Consider the following 16,636-nt stretch of genomic DNA (forward strand, 5'->3'; position numbering starts at 1 on the left):
CCCCGAGAGCGACTAGCCCCGCAGCCGCGTCGCCGCCGACGTCAGCCGCCGCAACGTCCTCGAACGGGCCGCGGGCGGTGGGGAGTTGGTGATTCCGGCGCGCCAAGCAGGGCGCGCGTCGACAAGGGGGCCCGGGGAGACCGAGTTGGTGCCGGGGGTGGCACCGGGGCCCTATCAGCCGTGGCAGATCGATACGCCCGATCAGGCGCTCGCGCCGGAGGTGTACACGCCTACCGCTGAAGAAGACAGGGTTGAGCCTCGGGACGCCGCCGTGGGGACCTACGCGCTCGTCGAGTACGTGCCGATCGCCGACGCCGTCGCCAAGGTGACCTGTAGCAAGCAGACCGGGCCGTACCAGCGGGGTGTGGAACGGTGGCTGAAGCTGAAGGTGGACGGGAAGCAGTCGGGCGCCGACTGCAAGGCCATCCGTGCCTTTCAGAAGAAGCAGGGTATTAAGCCCGCTATCGGATTCGCGGGGCCCGTTACCTGGGCGCGTATGCAGTTGCTCGGTGCCAAGAAGAATCCGAACGCTGCCCGTAAGTGTCCGGTGAGCAAGTACCGCGTCGCCTGTGTCGATCTCGACCGGCAGCTCACCTGGGTGCAGAAGGGGAAGAAGGTCGTCTTCGGGCCGGTGCCCATGCGCAGTGGACGCACCGGGCATGTGACCCGGGGTGGCTGGCACAAGATCTACTGGAAGCACAAGAACCACTGGTCGACGCTCTACAACAGCCCTATGCCGTATGCCCAGTTCTTCGACGGGGGCATCGCCTTCCACGCCGTCTACGGCAGCATCTACACCACCGTCGGCTCCTGGGGCTGTGTCAACCTCCGGCTGGCCGACGCCCGCAAGCTCTGGGGCGTCCTCAAGAAGGGCGACCGTGTGTACGTGTGGGGGCACCGGCCCGGGAACTAGGAGGGCTCAGAGGGGGTGTCAGTCCTCTCTGAGACACTGGGGGTGCCATGAATGAGACAACCACCCAGCCCACCGCACCGCTGCGCGCCCGCGCCGAGGTCGATCTGGGCGCCCTGCGGGCCAATGTGCGGACCCTGCGCGCCCTCGCGCCGGGCGCGGCCCTCATGGCCGTCGTGAAGTCCGACGCGTACGGCCATGGGGCTGTGCCCTGCGCGCGTGCGGCCGTCGAGGCGGGGGCCACCTGGCTTGGTACCGCCACGCCTGAAGAGGCGCTTGACCTGCGGGCCCGTGCCGGGTTGCCCGACGGCGTGCGGATCATGTGCTGGCTGTGGACGCCGGGTGGGCCCTGGCGGGAGGCCATCGAGGCCGATCTCGATGTGTCGGTGAGCGGGATGTGGGCCCTGGAGGAGGTCGTCGCGGCCGCTCGTGCCGTCGGGCTTCCCGCGCGCGTGCAGCTCAAGGCCGACACCGGGCTCGGGCGCAACGGGTGTCAGCCCGGCGACGACTGGGCCGAGCTGGTCGCCGCCGCCCTGCGCGCCGAGGGCGACGGGCTTCTCCGTATCACCGGGCTCTGGTCCCACTTCGCGTGCGCCGACGAACCCGGGCATCCCTCCATCGACGCCCAACTCGCCCTCTTCCGCGAGATGGTGTCGTACGCGGAAGAGCGCGGGGTGCGGGCCGAAGTACGGCACATCGCCAACTCGCCTGCCACGCTCACCCGTTCCGACTCGCACTTCGACCTCGTCCGGACCGGCATCGCCGTCTACGGCATCTCGCCCAGCCCCGAGGTGGGGGCCCCGGACGATTTCGGGTTGCGGGCCGTGATGTCCCTGAAGGCGTCCATCGCGCTCGTGAAGCAGGTGCCGGGCGGGCACGGGGTCAGTTACGGACATCACTACGTCACCCCGGGTGCGACCACCCTCGGCCTCATCCCCGTCGGTTACGCGGACGGCATCCCGCGGCACGCCTCCGGTACCGGGCCCGTGCTCGTCGGCGGGAAGTGGCGGACGGTCGCCGGGCGGGTCGCCATGGACCAGTTCGTCGTAGATCTGGGTGGGGACGAGCCCGAGGTCGGTGCCGAGGCGATTCTGTTCGGGGCCGGTGACCGTGGTGAGCCCACCGCCGAGGACTGGGCGCAGGCCGCCGGGACCATCGCCTACGAGATCGTTACCCGCATCGGAACACGCGTTCCCCGCGTCTACGTCAATGAGGTTGTCGGCCAGGTCGTCCCCGAGGGCGTCGGTGAGGGCGGTCCTGGGTTCGGTCCCGAGGTCGTCTCCGAAGTCGTTCCGGAGATCATTCCCGGGTATGAGGGAGACGACGTAGCGCAGGGTCTTGACGTGAAGAGGAGCGGCACGTGAGCGAGAGCAGTGCGGAGGCCGTCGCCGCGGTCGCCTCCGCCGCCGCGGGGGCGGGCGGGAACTGGCGCAAGGCCACCGGTATCGCCGGTGCCGCGATAGGTGTGATCGCCGCCGGTGCCGCGGCCGGTGTCGCCATAGAGCGGATGACCGTCGGGCGGGGGATGCGCGAGCGGGCCCGGCTGGCGCTCGACTCCACGGGGCCGTACGGCTCGTTGCGCGGCACGCCGGGTACGGCACAGGCCGACGACGGCACCGAGCTGTACTACGAGGTCGACGACATCGAGCCGACCGTCGCCGTCACGCCCAAGCGGCGGCGGCTCTTCGGGCGCAAGGCCCCGGCCCCCGTCACTGTCGTCTTCAGTCACGGGTACTGCCTGAACCAGGACTCCTGGCACTTCCAGCGGGCCGCCCTGCGCGGGGTCGTGCGGACCGTGCACTGGGACCAGCGCAGCCACGGGCGTTCCGCGCGCGGGGTGGCGCAGCTGGAAGACGACATGCCGCTCACCATCGACCAGTTGGGGCGCGACCTGAAGGCTGTGATCGACGCGGCCGTGCCCGAGGGGCCGATCGTGCTCGTCGGGCACTCCATGGGCGGCATGACGGTGATGGCCCTCGCCGACCAGTACCCCGACCTGATCCGCGACCGGGTCGTCGCCACCGCCTTCGTCGGTACGTCCTCCGGGCGGCTCGGCGAGGTCAACTTCGGGCTGCCCGTCGCCGGGGTCAACGCCGTGCGGCGGGTGCTGCCCGGTGTGCTGAAGGCGCTCGGGCAGCAGGCCGCGCTGGTGGAGCGGGGGCGGCGGGCCACCGCCGATCTGTTCGCCGGGATCATCAAGCGGTACTCGTTCGCCTCGCGGGACGTCGATCCGGCGGTCGCGCGGTTCGCCGAGCGGATGATCGAGGGCACGCCCATCGATGTCGTCGCCGAGTTCTATCCGGCGTTCACCGACCACGACAAGACAGCGGCCCTGACCAACTTCAAGGACATGCCGGTGCTCGTGCTGGCCGGGATCGGCGATCTCGTCACGCCCAGTGAGCACAGCGAGGCCATCGCCGACCTGCTGCCGGACGCCGAGCTGGTGCTCGTGCCGGACGCCGGGCACCTGGTCATGCTGGAGCACCCGGAAGTGGTGACGGACCGCCTCGCCGACCTGCTCACCCGCGCGGGTGCCGTGCCGGCAGGAGCTACCGTAAGTGGCTATGGAAGCACCAGCAGCACCGCACAACGCGGCTGAGCCCCTCTCCGTAGCGATCACCGTCAACTCCCCCGAGCAGATGCGGGAGTTGGGACGCCGCCTCGCCAAGCTGCTGCGCGCGGGCGACCTCGTGATGCTCACGGGTGAGCTGGGCGCCGGCAAGACGACACTGACCCGGGGACTGGGGGAGGGGCTCGGCGTCCGCGGGGCGGTCACCTCGCCGACCTTCGTCATCGCGCGCGTGCATCCCTCGCTCGGTGAAGGGCCGCCGCTTGTCCACGTCGACGCGTATCGCCTCAGCGGCGGGCTCGACGACATGGAGGACCTCGATCTCGATGTCTCGCTGCCCGAGTCCGTGATCGTCGTGGAGTGGGGTGAGGGCAAGGTCGAGGAGTTGACGGACGACCGGCTCTCGCTCGTGATCCACCGGGCCGTCGGGGACACGACCGACGAGGTACGGCACGTCACCGTCACCGGGCTCGGTGCGCGGTGGGCCGGCGTCGAACTGGGTGTGCTCGGGGGCTGACCCGCGGGTGGTGCGGGCGGTGCGAGTGGTGTGGGTTCCGACAAGGTGTCGGCAAGATGTTGCGTTCGGGGACTCGCGCGTGGTCACATGGTATCCAGTTCGTAGTTAGGTCTACCTAACTACGCCTGCCCCCGGCTCCCAGGAGGCGTCCATGTCGGCTTCAGAGAACCAGCGTGAGTGGGCGCGGCCGTATGCGTATGCGGTTGGCGGGGTGTCCATGCGGGAGTTGTTGGCGGCGGGGGAGCTGGCCAAGGCCGTTTCTACGCCGCCGCGGGCTCCGGAGCCGGAGGCTCCGCCGGTTGAGCAGGAAAAGGCCGCGTAGTCGTTCGGCTGCGCGCCGGTGGGGGCTGGTCGCGCAGTTCCCCGCGCCCCTTTGGGGCGCGATCCACCTAGCGGATTACGACGATGCTCTGGCCGATCGTCGCGAACTCCCACATCGCCGCGCCGTCCTCGATCGACTCGCGGATGCCGCCCGACTTGGTTGTGGGGTCGGGTTCCTCTGTCGCGCCGCTCACCGCCGCGCTGAAGCCGATGGCGACGTTGTCCGCGTTGGTGAAGCGGACGACGTGCTGGATGGGGGTGCCGTCGGTGCCGATGATCGCGTTCGAGCGGGAGGTGACCGGATAGGTGCCCGTGGGTGGGTCCACCGTGCCGGGGGTGACCTTGAACGTGCGGTTGACCTTGTTGTTCTCGGCGACCAGCCACACCCGGTCGTCGTCCACCGAGTACACGACCCGCTCGCCCCTGCCGGACCCGGTGGGCAGCGCGGCGGGGTTCTTCTTGTCGCGCGGGGCCTTCTTGGCGGCGACCGCCGCGGGCGAGGCGCTCGCGCGGGCCGTGTCCCCCAGCCCGGCCGGGACGCTCGCCGACGCCTGATAGGCGAGGAAACCGACCGTGGCGACGGCCGCCACGGTGAGCCCGGCCACGATTCCCGAGCTGCTGCCGGCCATCAGCGCCCACCTCCGCGTCTCATACGTCTACGTCCTGTGACGGTGTCCCGTACGGTCCCGTACGTCCTGTAAGTCCGGTGACCCTAGGTGACCGTAGCAGCAGGGGCCGGGGCGACCGGGGCGGCCGTGCTCGCGGCGCCGGAGCCGTAGGCTGTTTGCGTGCTCTTGCTCGCTCTGGATACCGCCACCCCCGCCGTCACCGTCGCCCTGCACGACGGCGAGGCCGTCATCGCCTCGTCGAGTCAGGTGGACGCGCGCCGCCACGGTGAGCTGCTGCTCCCGGCCGTCGACCACGTGCTCGCCGGCGCGGGGCTCACGCTCGACGCCGTCACGGGAATCGTCGTGGGCATCGGCCCCGGCCCCTACACCGGGCTGCGCGTCGGGCTGATGACCGCCGACACCTTCGGGCTCGCGCTCGGGGTGCCCGTGCACGGCGTGTGCACGCTGGACGGCCTCGCCTACGCCGCCGACCTCGGCGGCCCGTTCGTCGTGGCCACGGACGCGCGGCGCAAGGAGGTCTACTGGGCGCGCTACGCCGACTCCCGTACCCGCCTCACCGACCCGGCCGTGGACCGGCCCGCCGACATCGCCGACCAGGTCGCGGGACTGCCCGCCGTCGGCGCCGGCGCGCTGCTCTACCCGGACACCTTCCCGTCCGCGCACGAGCCGGAGCACGTGTCCGCCGCCGCGCTCGCCTCGCTGGCCGTCGAGAGACTCGCGGCGGGCGTCGAACTCCCCGCGCCCCGGCCGCTGTACCTGCGCCGCCCCGACGCCCAGGTGCCCAAGAACTACAAGGTGGTCACCCCGAAGTGACCGAATCCCTGAGTCCTCGACTGCGCGAGATGCGCTGGTGGGACATCGATCCCGTGCTGGAACTGGAGAGGGACCTCTTCCCCGAGGACGCCTGGTCCCGGGGCATGTTCTGGTCCGAACTGGCGCACGCGCGGGGCGCCGAGGCGACACGCCGGTACCTGGTGGCGGAGGCGACCGGCGAACAGTACGAGGGCGGTGTCCGGGTCATCGGCTACGCGGGCCTCGCCACCACTGGAGACCAGGCCGACATCCAGACCATCGCCGTAGCCCGCGACCACTGGGGGACCGGCCTCGGAGCCACCCTCCTCACCGAACTCCTCACCGCGGCAAGCGAGTTCGAGTGCGCCGAGGTCATGCTCGAGTGCCGCGTCGACAACGTCCGCGCGCAGAAGCTGTACGAGCGCTTCGGCTTCGCCCCGATCGGTTTCCGGCGCGGCTACTACCAGCCGGGCAACGTCGACGCCCTGGTGATGCGCCTGACCACAGATCCCGACAGCAGCTCCGCTGCGGGTTCAACTTCCGTACAAGGAACCGAGATCCATGACTGACTCACGCGACGAGCCGCTCGTCCTGGGCATCGAGACCTCCTGCGACGAGACCGGTGTCGGCATCGTCCGCGGTACCACCCTGCTGGCGGACGCGGTCGCGTCCAGCGTCGACGAGCACGCCCGCTTCGGCGGGGTCGTACCGGAGGTGGCGTCCCGCGCCCATCTGGAGGCGATGGTCCCGACGATCCAGCGCGCGCTGAAGGACGCGGGCGTGAGCGCGCGTGACCTCGACGGCATCGCGGTCACGGCGGGGCCCGGCCTCGCCGGTGCCCTGCTGGTCGGCGTCTCGGCGGCCAAGGCGTACGCCTACGCGCTCGGCAAGCCCCTCTACGGCGTGAACCACCTCGCCTCCCACATCTGCGTGGACCAGCTGGAACACGGCCCGCTGCCCGAACCGACGATGGCGCTGCTGGTGTCCGGCGGTCACTCGTCCCTGCTCCTCTCCTCGGACATCACCTCGGACGTACGGCCGCTGGGCGCGACGATCGACGACGCGGCGGGCGAGGCCTTCGACAAGATCGCGCGCGTGCTGAACCTCGGTTTCCCGGGCGGGCCGGTCATCGACCGGTACGCGAAGGAGGGCGACCCTACGGCGATCACCTTCCCGCGCGGACTGACCGGGCCGCGCGACCCGGCGTACGACTTCTCCTTCTCCGGGCTGAAGACGTCCGTGGCCCGCTGGATCGAGGCGAAGCGGGCGGCGGGGGAGGACGTGCCGGTGCGCGATGTGTCGGCGTCCTTCCAGGAGGCCGTCGTCGACGTCCTGACCCGCAAGGCCGTACGGGCCTGCAAGGACGAGGGTGTCGACCACCTGATGATCGGCGGCGGCGTCGCCGCGAACTCCCGTCTCCGGGCCCTGGCGGCGGAGCGCTGCGAGGCGGCCGGCATCCGTCTGCGCGTCCCGCGCCCGAAGCTGTGCACGGACAACGGTGCGATGGTCGCCGCGCTGGGCGCGGAGATGGTGGCGCGGAACCGGACCCCCTCGGACTGGGACCTCTCGGCGGACTCCTCCCTGCCGGTGACGGACCCCCACGTCCCGGGGCATCACCATCACGACCACGTGCACGAGGTCAGCAAGGAGAACCTGTACTCGTGATGACGGTTGCCCTGATGTGGGAGGCGCGGGCGGTCCCGGGGCGGGGGGCTGAACTGCTCGCCTGGGCGCGGGCCCAGACCCTCCCGGCCGAACCCCTGCGCCGGGAGTTCCTGCGCGCGCCCCAGGACCGGGTTCTCGTCATCACGTGGTGGGACGCTGAGTACGACGCGGAGCTGCCCGAACTGCCCGAGCCGGGTGGGGAGTTGGTGGCCCGGGCGGTGCATCGGTGGCGGTTCGAGTCGGTGGGCGAATAACAAGAGTTTTGTTAAAGTGGGGTCATGGCTGATTCTCCCGTACCCGGTGAAGGGCCCGTCCGCCCCGTGTCGGTGTCGCTCCACGAGGGCACTATCGCCGCCCTCAAGGCGCGCACCGGCAAGCGAGGCATGTCCGCCTACGTCGAAGCACTCATCCAGCGCCAGCTGGAGCGGGATCGGCTGCGTGAACTGGTCGAGGACGCGGAAGCCGTGCACGGTCCGGTGGACCCGGCCGCGGTCGAGGCCAAACGGGCCGTCCTGCGCGGTGGCTCGGCCGGCTCAGCCGACGCCGCGTGAGCGGCACGCTCGTCCTCGACTGCGAGGGGCTGTCCAAACTCGTACGGCGCACTCCGGAACTCACCGAGTGGCTCGCCGCGGCCGAGGCCGAGGACATCCGCGTGGTCGTCAGCTCGGTGACCCTGGTAGAGGCCCGCGATCCCAGGACCCACCAGGCCCGCTTCGACCACGCTGTCTCACGAGTCAACGTCGTCCCGCCCAGCGAGGCGATCGCCCGCCACGCCAGCAAGCTCCTCGCTGCGGCCCGTCTGCACGGGCACAAGTACGCACTTGACGCGATCGTCGCCGCGACGGCACTCGCCTCCCCGGCACCCGTCACCGTGCTGACCTCGGACCCCGAGGATCTCCGGGAACTCTGCGGGACCGGTGCCCATGTGATCAAGGTCTGACCGGCGCCCGAGGTCACTCGCAGGCCCGCACCTCCGTCTCGCACCGCAACCGCCGCTCCGCCCCCGCCACTCGCACGGGACCCGTCAGTGTGAGCCGTGTCGTATGCCGTACGTCCGCGCTGGAAACCCCCAACCTCAGTTCCAGTAGGCCCGGTTCAACCACCCGGCGCCCCGAGCGGTCCGTGAACGCCGACAGGTCCGCGTGGAAGTGGAAGGTCACGCGGGACGCCTCGCCGGGGGCCAACTCCAGGCGCTGGTAAGCGATCAGGCGGACGTCCGGGCGGGTCACCGAGGCGACCGGGTCGTGGAGGTACAGCTGGACGACCTCCGTGCCGGTACGGTCGCCGGTGTTGCGGATGGTGACGGGCAGGTCGTAGGAGCCGGCCGTGTCGATCTCCGACTCCGGTGAATCGGCGGGCTCCCAGGCGAAGTTCGTGTACGAGCGGCCGTGGCCGAAGGGGTACAGGGGGGTCGGGTCGAGGCTGCTGACCTCGTCGGCCAGGCCCAACGGGGGTTGCAGGTACGTCCACGGTTGGCCGCCCGGCGCGTGCGGGACGCTCACCGGGAGGCGGCCGGACGGGTTGACGCGGCCCGAGAGGACTCCCGTCACCGCGGGGCCGCCCTCCTCGCCCGGGAAGAACGCCTGGACCACCGCGCCCAGTTGGCCCTGCCAGCGGCCCAGCGCGTAGGGGCGGCCGGTCAGCAGGACCAGGACCACCGGGACGCCCGTCGATACCAGTGCGTCCAGCAAGTCGGCCTGTATGCCGGGTAGTTGGAGGTCCGCCACGTCGCAGCCCTCGCCCGACGTGCCGCGTCCGAACAGGCCCGCGCGGTCGCCGAGGACCGCCACGCACACGTCCGCCTCCGCGGTCCGCGCCACCGCCTCCTCGAAGCCCGAGGTGTCCGGGCCGGAGACGTCGCACCCCTTGGCGAACGTCACCTTGGCGTCCGGGAGTTCGGCCCGCAGGGAGTCCAGCACCGTGGGGATCTCGATGCCCATCGGCACCTCGGGGTGGTGCGTGCCCACGTGGGACGGGAAGGAGTAGCAGCCCAGCATGGCGAGAGCGTCCGCCGCCCTTGGGCCCACCACCGCGATGCGTGCCTCGGGCGGGAGCGGGAGCACGCCGTCCGGGTTGTCCAGCAACACCACCGACTCCTCGGCCAGTTGGCGGGCCAGGGTGCGATTCGCCGGTGAGTCGAGGTCGATCCGCCCGGTCGGCTCCGGGGACCAGTCCTCGTCCAAAAGCCCCAACTCGGCCTTCTGCAACAGCACTCGACGCGCCGCCCGGTCCACCAACGCCTCCGGGATCTCGCCCGCCCGCACCGCCTCCACCAGCGGCTTCCCGTAGCATTTCAGCGTCGGCAGCTCTATGTCGACGCCCGCCTCCAGCGCCGCCCGCGCCGCCTGTGCCGGGCTGCCCGCCACCCGGTGGAGCGTCTCCAGGAAACCGATGCCGAAGTAGTCGGCGACCACCGTGCCGGTGAACTCCCAGTCGTCGCGGAGGAGTTCGGTCAGCAGGCGCGGGTCCGCCGACGCCGGTACGCCGTCCGTCTCGTTGTACGCCGCCATCACCGAGCGCGCGCCGCCCTCCCGCAGCGCCATCTCGAACGGCGGCAGCACCACGTCCGCGAACTCCCGCACCCCGGCCCGCACCGGCGCCAGGTTCCGAGCGCCCACCGAGGACGCGTACCCGGCGAAGTGCTTCAGCGTCGCGACGATCCCGGCCGACTCCAAGCCCCGCACATAAGCCGTACCGATGGTCCCCACCAGGTACGGGTCCTCCCCGATCGTCTCCTCCACCCGGCCCCAGCGCGGATCCCGTACGACGTCCAGGACCGGGGCGAGGCCCTGGTGGACGCCGGTCGCGCGCAGGTCGGCGCCGATGTGCCGGGCCATCTCCTCGACCAGCTCCGGGTCGAAGCTCGCGCCCCACGCCAGCGGCACCGGGTACGCCGTCGCACCCCACGCGGTGAAGCCCGCCAGGCACTCCTCGTGGGCTACCGCCGGGATGCCGAAACGCCCCGCCGCCGCGATCCGGCGCTGCGCGCGGGCCAGCGCCTGCGCGCCCAACTCCGGGTCCACCGGCGCCGTACCGAAGGAACGGGTGAGCTGGCCCAGGCCCTGGGTGATCAGCTCGTCCCAGTCGTACTCGGAGGTCATCTCGCGCTGGAGCGGGGCGACTCCGTCGCCGTCCGTGGCGGCGCCCACCCACACGCCGTAGAGCTGGGCGGTCTTCTCCTCCAGGGTCATCCGGGCGAGCAGGTCGTCGACGCGGGCGGCGGCGGGCAGGGCGGGGTCGCGCCAGGGGGCGGTGGTCATGAAACTCCGTTCGGAAAAGGTGAGTTGGGGCAGCTCACTTGCCGCCCACGCCCATCAGGCCGCCGACCAGGGCGCGCCGGGCCACCAGGTAGACGGCGAAGATCGGGATGCCGGAGAGGACGACCGAGGCGAGCAGGGCCGGGATGTTCACGCCGAACTGGCTGACGTAGTTGAAGAGTCCGAGGGTGAGGACCCTCGGTCCGTCGGACTGGGTGAAGATCAGCGGGAAGAGGAAGCCGTTCCAGGCCTGGAGCGCCGCGTAGATGACGACCGTGCTGATACCGCCCTTGGTCATCGGGATGACCAGCTGGAACAGCATCCGGGTCGCCGACGCGCCGTCGAGCGCCATCGCCTCGTACAGGTCCTCCGAGATGTCCCGCAGCGTGCCGGTCAGGATCAGCACGGAGACCGGCATCGCGAAGGCCGCCGTAGGGAGGATCACCGCCAACAGGCTGTCGTACAGGTCGAGTTTGGCGATCATCAGGTAGAGGGGGACCACGACTGCCTGGGCCGGGATCGCGACTCCCATCAGGAACAGACGGAAGGCCGCGCTCGACCAGACCGTGCGGGTGCGTACGGCCACGTAGGCCAGCGGGACGCACAGCACCAGGACTATTCCTACGACCGCCGCCGCCACCAGTGCCGTGTTCGCGAGGAAGTGGCCGAAGCCGTTGTGCAGGACGGTGTTGTAGTTGGCGAAGGTCGGATCGGTGGGCGGCTTCAGGGCGTTGTTGCCGAGGGCCTTGTCCTGGCGGGTGAGCGAGGCCGAGATCATCGCGTAGATCGGGACGATGACGACGGCCAGCCAGAGGAGTGAACCCAGGCCCGCGACGGGGTTGGGGCGCCTGCTCCAGTGCCGGCGCCTTCGGGTTCGAGCGGGTTCCACCCGTTCTCCCGCCGTCTTCACCGGACGCGGCAAGGTGTCGTGTGACACTCCGTCACATCCCTTCGCGGGTACTGCGCATGGCGCCGAAACCGGTGAGCCTGACGAGGACGAGGGAGAGCGCGGTGGCGATGACGACCAGGAAGGTCGCTATCGCGCTCGCGTAGCCGAAGTCGTAGCTCTTGAAGCCGGCTTCGTACATCAGGTACGGCAGGATCGCCGTGTCCGTGCCGGGGCCGCCCTGGGTGAGGATCAGGACGGTCTCGAAGTAGGTGAGCGAGCCGACGATCATCAGCACGCTGGACGTCGTCGCCGTGTTGCGGAGCTGCGGCAGCGTGATCGAGAAGAACTGCCGGTAACGGCCCGCACCGTCAATTGCCGCCGCCTGATAGAGCACTTCGGGAATCTGGCGTGCCCCGCCCTGATAGATCAGCGTGTGGAACGGGATGAACTGCCACCCCCCGACAAACACGATCGCGAGAAACGCCCCGCTCGTCGACCCCAGCGTGTCCTGGTGGATGACACCGAAGTTCGGGTCGAGGAGTGCGTAGAAGAGCAACGCGATAGCGGTGGAGGAGAGCAGGAACGGCACGAAGAAGATGGCTGAAAGGACGGCCCGGTTGCGCTGCCGCCCGGCCGCCCAGACCCCGAGGAGAAGAGACACGACCGTCTGGAAGGCCCAGCTCGTCACGGTCAACAGGACGGTGACGGTGAGGGATTGGGTGAGACGGGAGTCGTGCAGCAACTTCTGCCAGTTGGCCAGGCCTACTGGTTTCGGATCGCCGAGCCCGTTCCACGTGGTGAAGGAGAGATACACGGCGAGGACCATGGGCGCAACGGCGAAGAACACGAAGAACAGCACCCCGGGCACAGCTAGGAGGGCGTGAGGTGAAGCGCCCCTATAGGGGCGCGGGGAACTGCGCGACCAGCCACGACGGCCCCGCAGTTGAAGAACCGGCCCCTCTGCGGAGCGCTCGCTCACTTCAACTCCTTGAGCGCGGACACGAACTGGCTAGGCGAACTCTTCCCCACAAACAGCTTGTTGATCTCCGTCAGCATCGGCGTGGACACATCCGGATCCACCGCCTGATCCCAGCTCAACGTGAACGCCGGCGCCTGCTGCACCATCTGGTACTGGAACTTCGCGAACTCCGGATTGGGCGAGGAGTCCAGCAACTTCTCCGCGTTCGACGTAGTCGGAATGTCCCCGTTGGCAACGAGTTCCTTCGCGTACGCCTCCGACGCACAGTCACGAAGGAACGCGATCGCCGCATCCTTGTTACCCGTACGGGCGTTCACGGACCAGTAGTTGGTGGGATTCCCGACCACGTTACGGATGTCACCGGCACCCCCCTCGTACTTCGGAAACGCGAACCACCCGAGGTTCTTCTTGGCGAAGTCGGGGAACTTCCCGAGCTGCGTCGAGTACTCCCACGACCCCATCAGATGCATCGCCGCCTTACCCTTGGCGAACACCGCGGGCGCCCCACCGTTGACGTACGACACAGAGCTGAACCCCTTGCCGAACGCGCCGTCGTCGATGAGTTCCTTGACCGTCTCGGCGGCCTTGAGGACAGCGGGGTCGCCCCAGCCGGACGCATCGCCATTCTTGATCTTGTCGAAGACGTCGGGCCCGCCGATCCGGTCGACCAGGTACTCCAGCCACATCAACTCGGGCCAGATGTCCGCACCCCCGAGCGCGAACGGAGTGATGTCCGCCGCCTTCAGCTTCTTGTTGATGTCGAGCAACTCGGCCCAGGTGGTCGGTGGTTGGAGCTTCTGCGCGGCGAAGACCGTCTTGTTGTAGAAGAGGATCACGGGCTGCATGCCGCGCATCGGTATGCCGTAGTTCTTGCCCTTGAGCGCGCCCGCCGCGAGCACCGAGGGCAGGAAGCCGTCCTTGAGGACGGGGTCGCTCTTGATGGTGTCGGTGAGGTCGACCAGCTGGTTCGCCTCCTGGTACGCCTTGATCGAGCCGCCGCCCCAGTTGAAGAAGACGTCCGGCGCGTTCGGGGAGCCCATCGCGGTGCGCAGCTTGGCCGGGTAGTCGGTGCCGGGCACCTTCTCCAGCTTGATCTTGCCCTTGGCCTTCTTCGCCGCCGCCGACGCGTTGAACCGGGTGACGGCCTTGACCTGCACCTTCGCCGCGTCGTCGCCGTAGGTGAAGGCGGTGACCGTGCTGCTGTCGCCGGTGCTGTCACTGGAGCCGCAGGCCGTGAGCCCGGTGGTGAGCAGGGTGGTGGCACCGGCGCCGAGCACCCAGCGCCTGCTGAACGTACGCCCGCCGTTGGACGTGTTGGGCTCCATGGACAGCACCTCTCGTGCGAATGTTTCGAGCCGTTCTACGAATGTTCCGGGAACCTAAGGCGCGCTGGGGGGTTCGTCAAGAGGTCGCGCAGGGATACGATCGCCGCCATGACAGCCCCGGATTCCGCCGAAACCCAGACAGCGGGTCGGCCGACCCAGACCGCCACGCTCGCCGAGATCGCCCGCGAGGCCGGAGTGTCGGCTCCGACTGTTTCGAAGGTCCTCAACGGCCGTGCCGACGTCGCCCCCGCGACCCGCACCCGCGTCGAGGACCTGCTCCGCGTCTACGGCTACCGGCGCCGCCGCGCCGAGGCGACCCGTTCCCCGCTGATCGACCTGGTCTTCCACGAGCTGGAGAGCGCCTGGGCGATGGAGGTCATCCGGGGCGTGGAGAACGTGGCGCGGGACTCCGGGCTGAGCGTGGTGCTGAGTGAGAGCGCGGGGCGGCTGACCCCGGGCCGGACCTGGGCCGATCAGGTCGCCGCCCGCCGCCCGCACGGCGTGATCCTCGTCCTCTCCGGGCTCGACGAGTCCCAGCGGGCGCTGCTCACCAGCCGTTCCATCCCGTTCGTGGTGATGGACCCGGCCGGCGACCCGGGCGCGGACGTGCCGTCGATCGGTGCGACGAACTGGCAGGGCGGGCTCGCCGCCACCCGGCACCTGGTCGAACTCGGCCACACCCGGATCGGCGCGATCAGCGGACCGTCCCGGATGATGTGCAGCCGCGCCAGGGTGGACGGGTACCGGGCCGCCCTGGAGACGGCCGGGCTGCCGGTCGACCCCTCGCTGATCACCACCGGCGACTTCCACCACGAGGCCGGCTACCGGCTCGGTCTTGAACTGCTGCGCCGCCCGGACCGGCCCACCGCCGTCTTCGCCGGCAACGACCTCCAGGCGCTCGGTCTGTACGAGGCCGCGCGCGAACTCGGGCTGCGCATCCCCGAGGACCTGAGCGTGGTCGGCTTCGACGATCTGCCGGTGGCGCGCTGGGTCGGCCCGCCGCTGACGACCGTACGACAGCCCCTCACCGAGATGGCCGAGGCGGCGGCGAAGCTGGTGCTCGACCTCGGGCGCGAGGGGGAGTCCTCGGCGGCACGGCGGGTGGAGCTGGCCACCAGCCTGGTGGTGCGCAGCAGTACGGCGGCACCGGCCGCGGAGTGAGGTGGACGGCGTAAGCCGACGTGACCGTGAGGTGGGCGGCCATAAGCCGACGTGACAGTGAGGTGGGTGGCCGGAAGGTGACGTATTGACGAGTGGGGTGAGTCGCCCCACACTCCTCCGAAGCCAATCGGTTGCACAACCGAAACTTTCGGAGGCACCCGCAATGAGATCTCTGAGAACCGGCTTATCCCTGGCGGCCCTGTTCACCGGCGCCGTCATGCTCTTCGCGGCACCCGCCGCACACGCCGCCGACACCCCGCTGCGCGACCTCGCCGCCGCGAAGGGCAAAGTCGTCGGCACCGCGGTCACCGGCTCCAAGCTCACCGGCACGTACGGCGACATCGCCGGCGCCCAGTTCAACTCGCTCACCCCCGGCAACGCCATGAAGTGGGGGAGCGTCGAGCCGACGCAGGGCAGCTTCAACTGGGCGGAGGCGGACCAGATCGTCGCCTTCGCGCAGGCCCACAACCAGCAGGTGCGCGGCCACACCCTGGTCTGGCACAGCCAGAACCCGAGCTGGCTGACGAACGGCACCTGGACGTCGGCCCAGTTGAGCAGCCTGCTCCAGAACCACATCAATACCGAAGTCGGCCGCTACAAAGGCGAGATCACCGCCTGGGACGTGGTGAACGAACCCTTCAACGAGGACGGCACCTACCGCTCGACGCTCTGGTACAACGGCCTCGGCGCCAACTACATAGCGCAGGCGCTGACTTGGGCCCACGCGGCCGACCCGGCCGCCAAGCTCTACATCAACGACTACAACGTCGAAGGCGTCAACGCGAAGTCCACCGCCCTGTACAACCTGGTCAAGTCCCTGAAGGCGGCGGGCGTTCCGATCGACGGGGTCGGCCTCCAGGCCCACCTCATCCTCGGCCAGGTCCCGGCCACCCTCCAGCAGAACATCCAGCGCTTCGCCGACCTGGGCGTGGACGTGGCGATCACCGAGCTCGACGTACGGATGGCGCTCCCGGCGGACAGCACCGAACTCGCCCAGCAGAAGGCCGACTTCAAGAGCGTCATGGCCGCCTGCGTCGCCGTCACGCGCTGCGTCAACGTCACCGTCTGGGGCTTCACCGACTCCGACTCGTGGGTGGACAGCACGTTCCCGGGCTACGGGGCGGCGACACCGTACGACGCCAACTACGCGCCGAAACCGGCGTACTACGGCATCTCGGAGGCGCTCGGCGGCACGACCACGACCCCGCCGCCGACCGGGGCGTGCTCGGCGACGTACGGCGTGAGCAGTCAGTGGAACTCCGGGTTCACGGGTCAGGTGACGATCGCCTGCTCCGGAGCCTCGCTGTCGTCGTGGAAGGCGAGCTGGACGTACGGCGCGGGCCAGCAGATCACGCAGGCCTGGAACGCCACCTGTACCCAGTCGGGGACCGCCGTGACCTGCGCGAACGCGACCTACAACGGCACGGTCCCGGACGGCGGCTCGGTGACGTTCGGGTTCAACGCGTCCTGGAGCGGGAGCAACCCGGTACCGGTGGTGACCCTGGGTTGAGGGAGGCGGGGGGGAAGCAAGCAGCGTGATTCCTCGATACCGCCCGCTCGTCGACCACTGGGACTGGCAGCGCTACGCCCTCTGCCGGGGCATGGACACCTCGCTCTTCTTC

Annotated in this window: 17 protein-coding genes; 12 read left to right on the plus strand and 5 right to left on the minus strand. The window is 69.9% G+C overall.

Annotated features, from left to right (window positions below; all coding sequences use genetic code 11):
• Positions 1–85: 85 nt before the first annotated feature.
• Genes ACNFOC_RS35635 through tsaE form a run of 4 tightly spaced genes read left to right on the plus strand, consistent with a single transcriptional unit; the run spans position 86 to position 3,996 of the window.
• A complete protein-coding gene (locus ACNFOC_RS35635) occupies positions 86–913 on the plus strand; it encodes a L,D-transpeptidase family protein (RefSeq protein ID WP_416963176.1) in 828 nt (275 codons plus the stop codon).
• A 47-nt stretch (positions 914–960) separates the two neighbouring features.
• A complete protein-coding gene (gene alr / locus ACNFOC_RS35640; RefSeq protein WP_416963177.1) occupies positions 961–2,274 on the plus strand; it encodes an alanine racemase in 1,314 nt (437 codons plus the stop codon).
• Complete coding sequence (locus ACNFOC_RS35645; protein WP_416963178.1) at positions 2,271–3,509, plus strand: alpha/beta fold hydrolase; 1,239 nt, start codon at positions 2,271–2,273, stop codon at positions 3,507–3,509. Before alr ends, ACNFOC_RS35645 begins: the two co-directional genes overlap by 4 nt.
• Positions 3,475–3,996, plus strand: coding sequence for a tRNA (adenosine(37)-N6)-threonylcarbamoyltransferase complex ATPase subunit type 1 TsaE (gene tsaE, locus ACNFOC_RS35650; RefSeq protein WP_416963179.1), 522 nt, complete (start codon positions 3,475–3,477; stop codon positions 3,994–3,996). The genes ACNFOC_RS35645 and tsaE overlap by 35 nt, the downstream gene beginning before the upstream one ends.
• A 389-nt stretch (positions 3,997–4,385) precedes the next feature.
• On the opposite strand, the gene ACNFOC_RS35655 is transcribed toward tsaE, so the two are convergent.
• The gene (locus tag ACNFOC_RS35655) at positions 4,386–4,946 is read right to left on the minus strand and encodes a hypothetical protein (RefSeq protein ID WP_416963180.1); all 561 of its coding nucleotides are present in this window, start codon (positions 4,944–4,946) and stop codon (positions 4,386–4,388) included.
• Positions 4,947–5,105: 159 nt separating this feature from the next.
• Between ACNFOC_RS35655 and tsaB the strand changes: the two genes are divergently transcribed.
• From tsaB to ACNFOC_RS35685, 6 genes are read left to right on the plus strand one after another with little or no spacing between them, the layout of a single operon-like run.
• Complete coding sequence (gene tsaB, locus ACNFOC_RS35660; RefSeq protein WP_416963181.1) at positions 5,106–5,759, plus strand: tRNA (adenosine(37)-N6)-threonylcarbamoyltransferase complex dimerization subunit type 1 TsaB; 654 nt, start codon at positions 5,106–5,108, stop codon at positions 5,757–5,759.
• 29 nt (positions 5,760–5,788) lie between these two features.
• A complete protein-coding gene (gene rimI / locus ACNFOC_RS35665; RefSeq protein ID WP_416963190.1) occupies positions 5,789–6,307 on the plus strand; it encodes a ribosomal protein S18-alanine N-acetyltransferase in 519 nt (172 codons plus the stop codon).
• On the plus strand, positions 6,300–7,403 hold the full coding sequence (gene tsaD, locus ACNFOC_RS35670) for a tRNA (adenosine(37)-N6)-threonylcarbamoyltransferase complex transferase subunit TsaD (protein ID WP_416963182.1): 1,104 nt from the start codon (positions 6,300–6,302) through the stop codon (positions 7,401–7,403). The genes rimI and tsaD overlap by 8 nt, the downstream gene beginning before the upstream one ends.
• Positions 7,403–7,657 carry a hypothetical protein gene (locus tag ACNFOC_RS35675; RefSeq protein WP_416963183.1) on the plus strand — a complete coding sequence of 85 codons (255 nt, stop codon included), beginning with the start codon at positions 7,403–7,405 and terminating at the stop codon, positions 7,655–7,657. The genes tsaD and ACNFOC_RS35675 overlap by 1 nt, the downstream gene beginning before the upstream one ends.
• A gap of 24 nt (positions 7,658–7,681) precedes the next feature.
• Entirely contained in the window at positions 7,682–7,954 is a 273-nt protein-coding gene (locus ACNFOC_RS35680; RefSeq protein WP_416963184.1) for a hypothetical protein, read from the plus strand.
• Entirely contained in the window at positions 7,951–8,343 is a 393-nt protein-coding gene (locus tag ACNFOC_RS35685) for a type II toxin-antitoxin system VapC family toxin (RefSeq protein ID WP_416963185.1), read from the plus strand. Before ACNFOC_RS35680 ends, ACNFOC_RS35685 begins: the two co-directional genes overlap by 4 nt.
• A 13-nt stretch (positions 8,344–8,356) precedes the next feature.
• Here the strand turns inward: ACNFOC_RS35685 and ACNFOC_RS35690 are convergent, their stop codons facing one another.
• Genes ACNFOC_RS35690 through ACNFOC_RS35705 form a run of 4 tightly spaced genes read right to left on the minus strand, consistent with a single transcriptional unit; the run spans position 8,357 to position 13,853 of the window.
• Positions 8,357–10,663 carry a beta-xylosidase/alpha-l-arabinosidase gene (locus ACNFOC_RS35690; protein ID WP_416963186.1) on the minus strand — a complete coding sequence of 769 codons (2,307 nt, stop codon included), beginning with the start codon at positions 10,661–10,663 and terminating at the stop codon, positions 8,357–8,359.
• A gap of 34 nt (positions 10,664–10,697) precedes the next feature.
• The gene (locus ACNFOC_RS35695) at positions 10,698–11,597 is read right to left on the minus strand and encodes a carbohydrate ABC transporter permease (protein WP_416963187.1); all 900 of its coding nucleotides are present in this window, start codon (positions 11,595–11,597) and stop codon (positions 10,698–10,700) included.
• A 4-nt stretch (positions 11,598–11,601) separates the two neighbouring features.
• A complete protein-coding gene (locus ACNFOC_RS35700) occupies positions 11,602–12,492 on the minus strand; it encodes a carbohydrate ABC transporter permease (protein ID WP_416963191.1) in 891 nt (296 codons plus the stop codon).
• A 32-nt stretch (positions 12,493–12,524) separates the two neighbouring features.
• Entirely contained in the window at positions 12,525–13,853 is a 1,329-nt protein-coding gene (locus tag ACNFOC_RS35705; RefSeq protein WP_416963188.1) for an ABC transporter substrate-binding protein, read from the minus strand.
• 108 nt (positions 13,854–13,961) lie between these two features.
• On the opposite strand from ACNFOC_RS35705, the gene ACNFOC_RS35710 reads away from it, so the two are divergent.
• Positions 13,962–15,014, plus strand: a complete 1,053-nt coding sequence (locus ACNFOC_RS35710; RefSeq protein ID WP_318018262.1) for a LacI family DNA-binding transcriptional regulator — start codon at positions 13,962–13,964, stop codon at positions 15,012–15,014.
• A gap of 163 nt (positions 15,015–15,177) precedes the next feature.
• On the plus strand, positions 15,178–16,524 hold the full coding sequence (locus tag ACNFOC_RS35715; protein WP_416963189.1) for a glycoside hydrolase family 10 protein: 1,347 nt from the start codon (positions 15,178–15,180) through the stop codon (positions 16,522–16,524).
• The last annotated feature ends 112 nt before the right edge of the window (positions 16,525–16,636 follow it).

Source organism: Streptomyces colwelliae (assembly GCF_048158785.1).
Lineage (GTDB): Bacteria > Actinomycetota > Actinomycetes > Streptomycetales > Streptomycetaceae > Streptomyces.

Coding starts and splice junctions, on each gene's coding strand:
- alr (WP_416963177.1), top strand. CDS start 961: ATGAATGAGACAACCACCCAGCCCACCGCACCGCTGCGCGCCCGCGCC.
- tsaE (WP_416963179.1), top strand. CDS start 3,475: ATGGAAGCACCAGCAGCACCGCACAACGCGGCTGAGCCCCTCTCCGTA.
- ACNFOC_RS35655 (WP_416963180.1), bottom strand. CDS start 4,946: ATGGCCGGCAGCAGCTCGGGAATCGTGGCCGGGCTCACCGTGGCGGCC.
- rimI (WP_416963190.1), top strand. CDS start 5,789: ATGCGCTGGTGGGACATCGATCCCGTGCTGGAACTGGAGAGGGACCTC.
- tsaD (WP_416963182.1), top strand. CDS start 6,300: ATGACTGACTCACGCGACGAGCCGCTCGTCCTGGGCATCGAGACCTCC.
- ACNFOC_RS35675 (WP_416963183.1), top strand. CDS start 7,403: ATGACGGTTGCCCTGATGTGGGAGGCGCGGGCGGTCCCGGGGCGGGGG.
- ACNFOC_RS35680 (WP_416963184.1), top strand. CDS start 7,682: ATGGCTGATTCTCCCGTACCCGGTGAAGGGCCCGTCCGCCCCGTGTCG.
- ACNFOC_RS35690 (WP_416963186.1), bottom strand. CDS start 10,663: ATGACCACCGCCCCCTGGCGCGACCCCGCCCTGCCCGCCGCCGCCCGC.
- ACNFOC_RS35705 (WP_416963188.1), bottom strand. CDS start 13,853: ATGGAGCCCAACACGTCCAACGGCGGGCGTACGTTCAGCAGGCGCTGG.
- ACNFOC_RS35710 (WP_318018262.1), top strand. CDS start 13,962: ATGACAGCCCCGGATTCCGCCGAAACCCAGACAGCGGGTCGGCCGACC.
- ACNFOC_RS35715 (WP_416963189.1), top strand. CDS start 15,178: ATGAGATCTCTGAGAACCGGCTTATCCCTGGCGGCCCTGTTCACCGGC.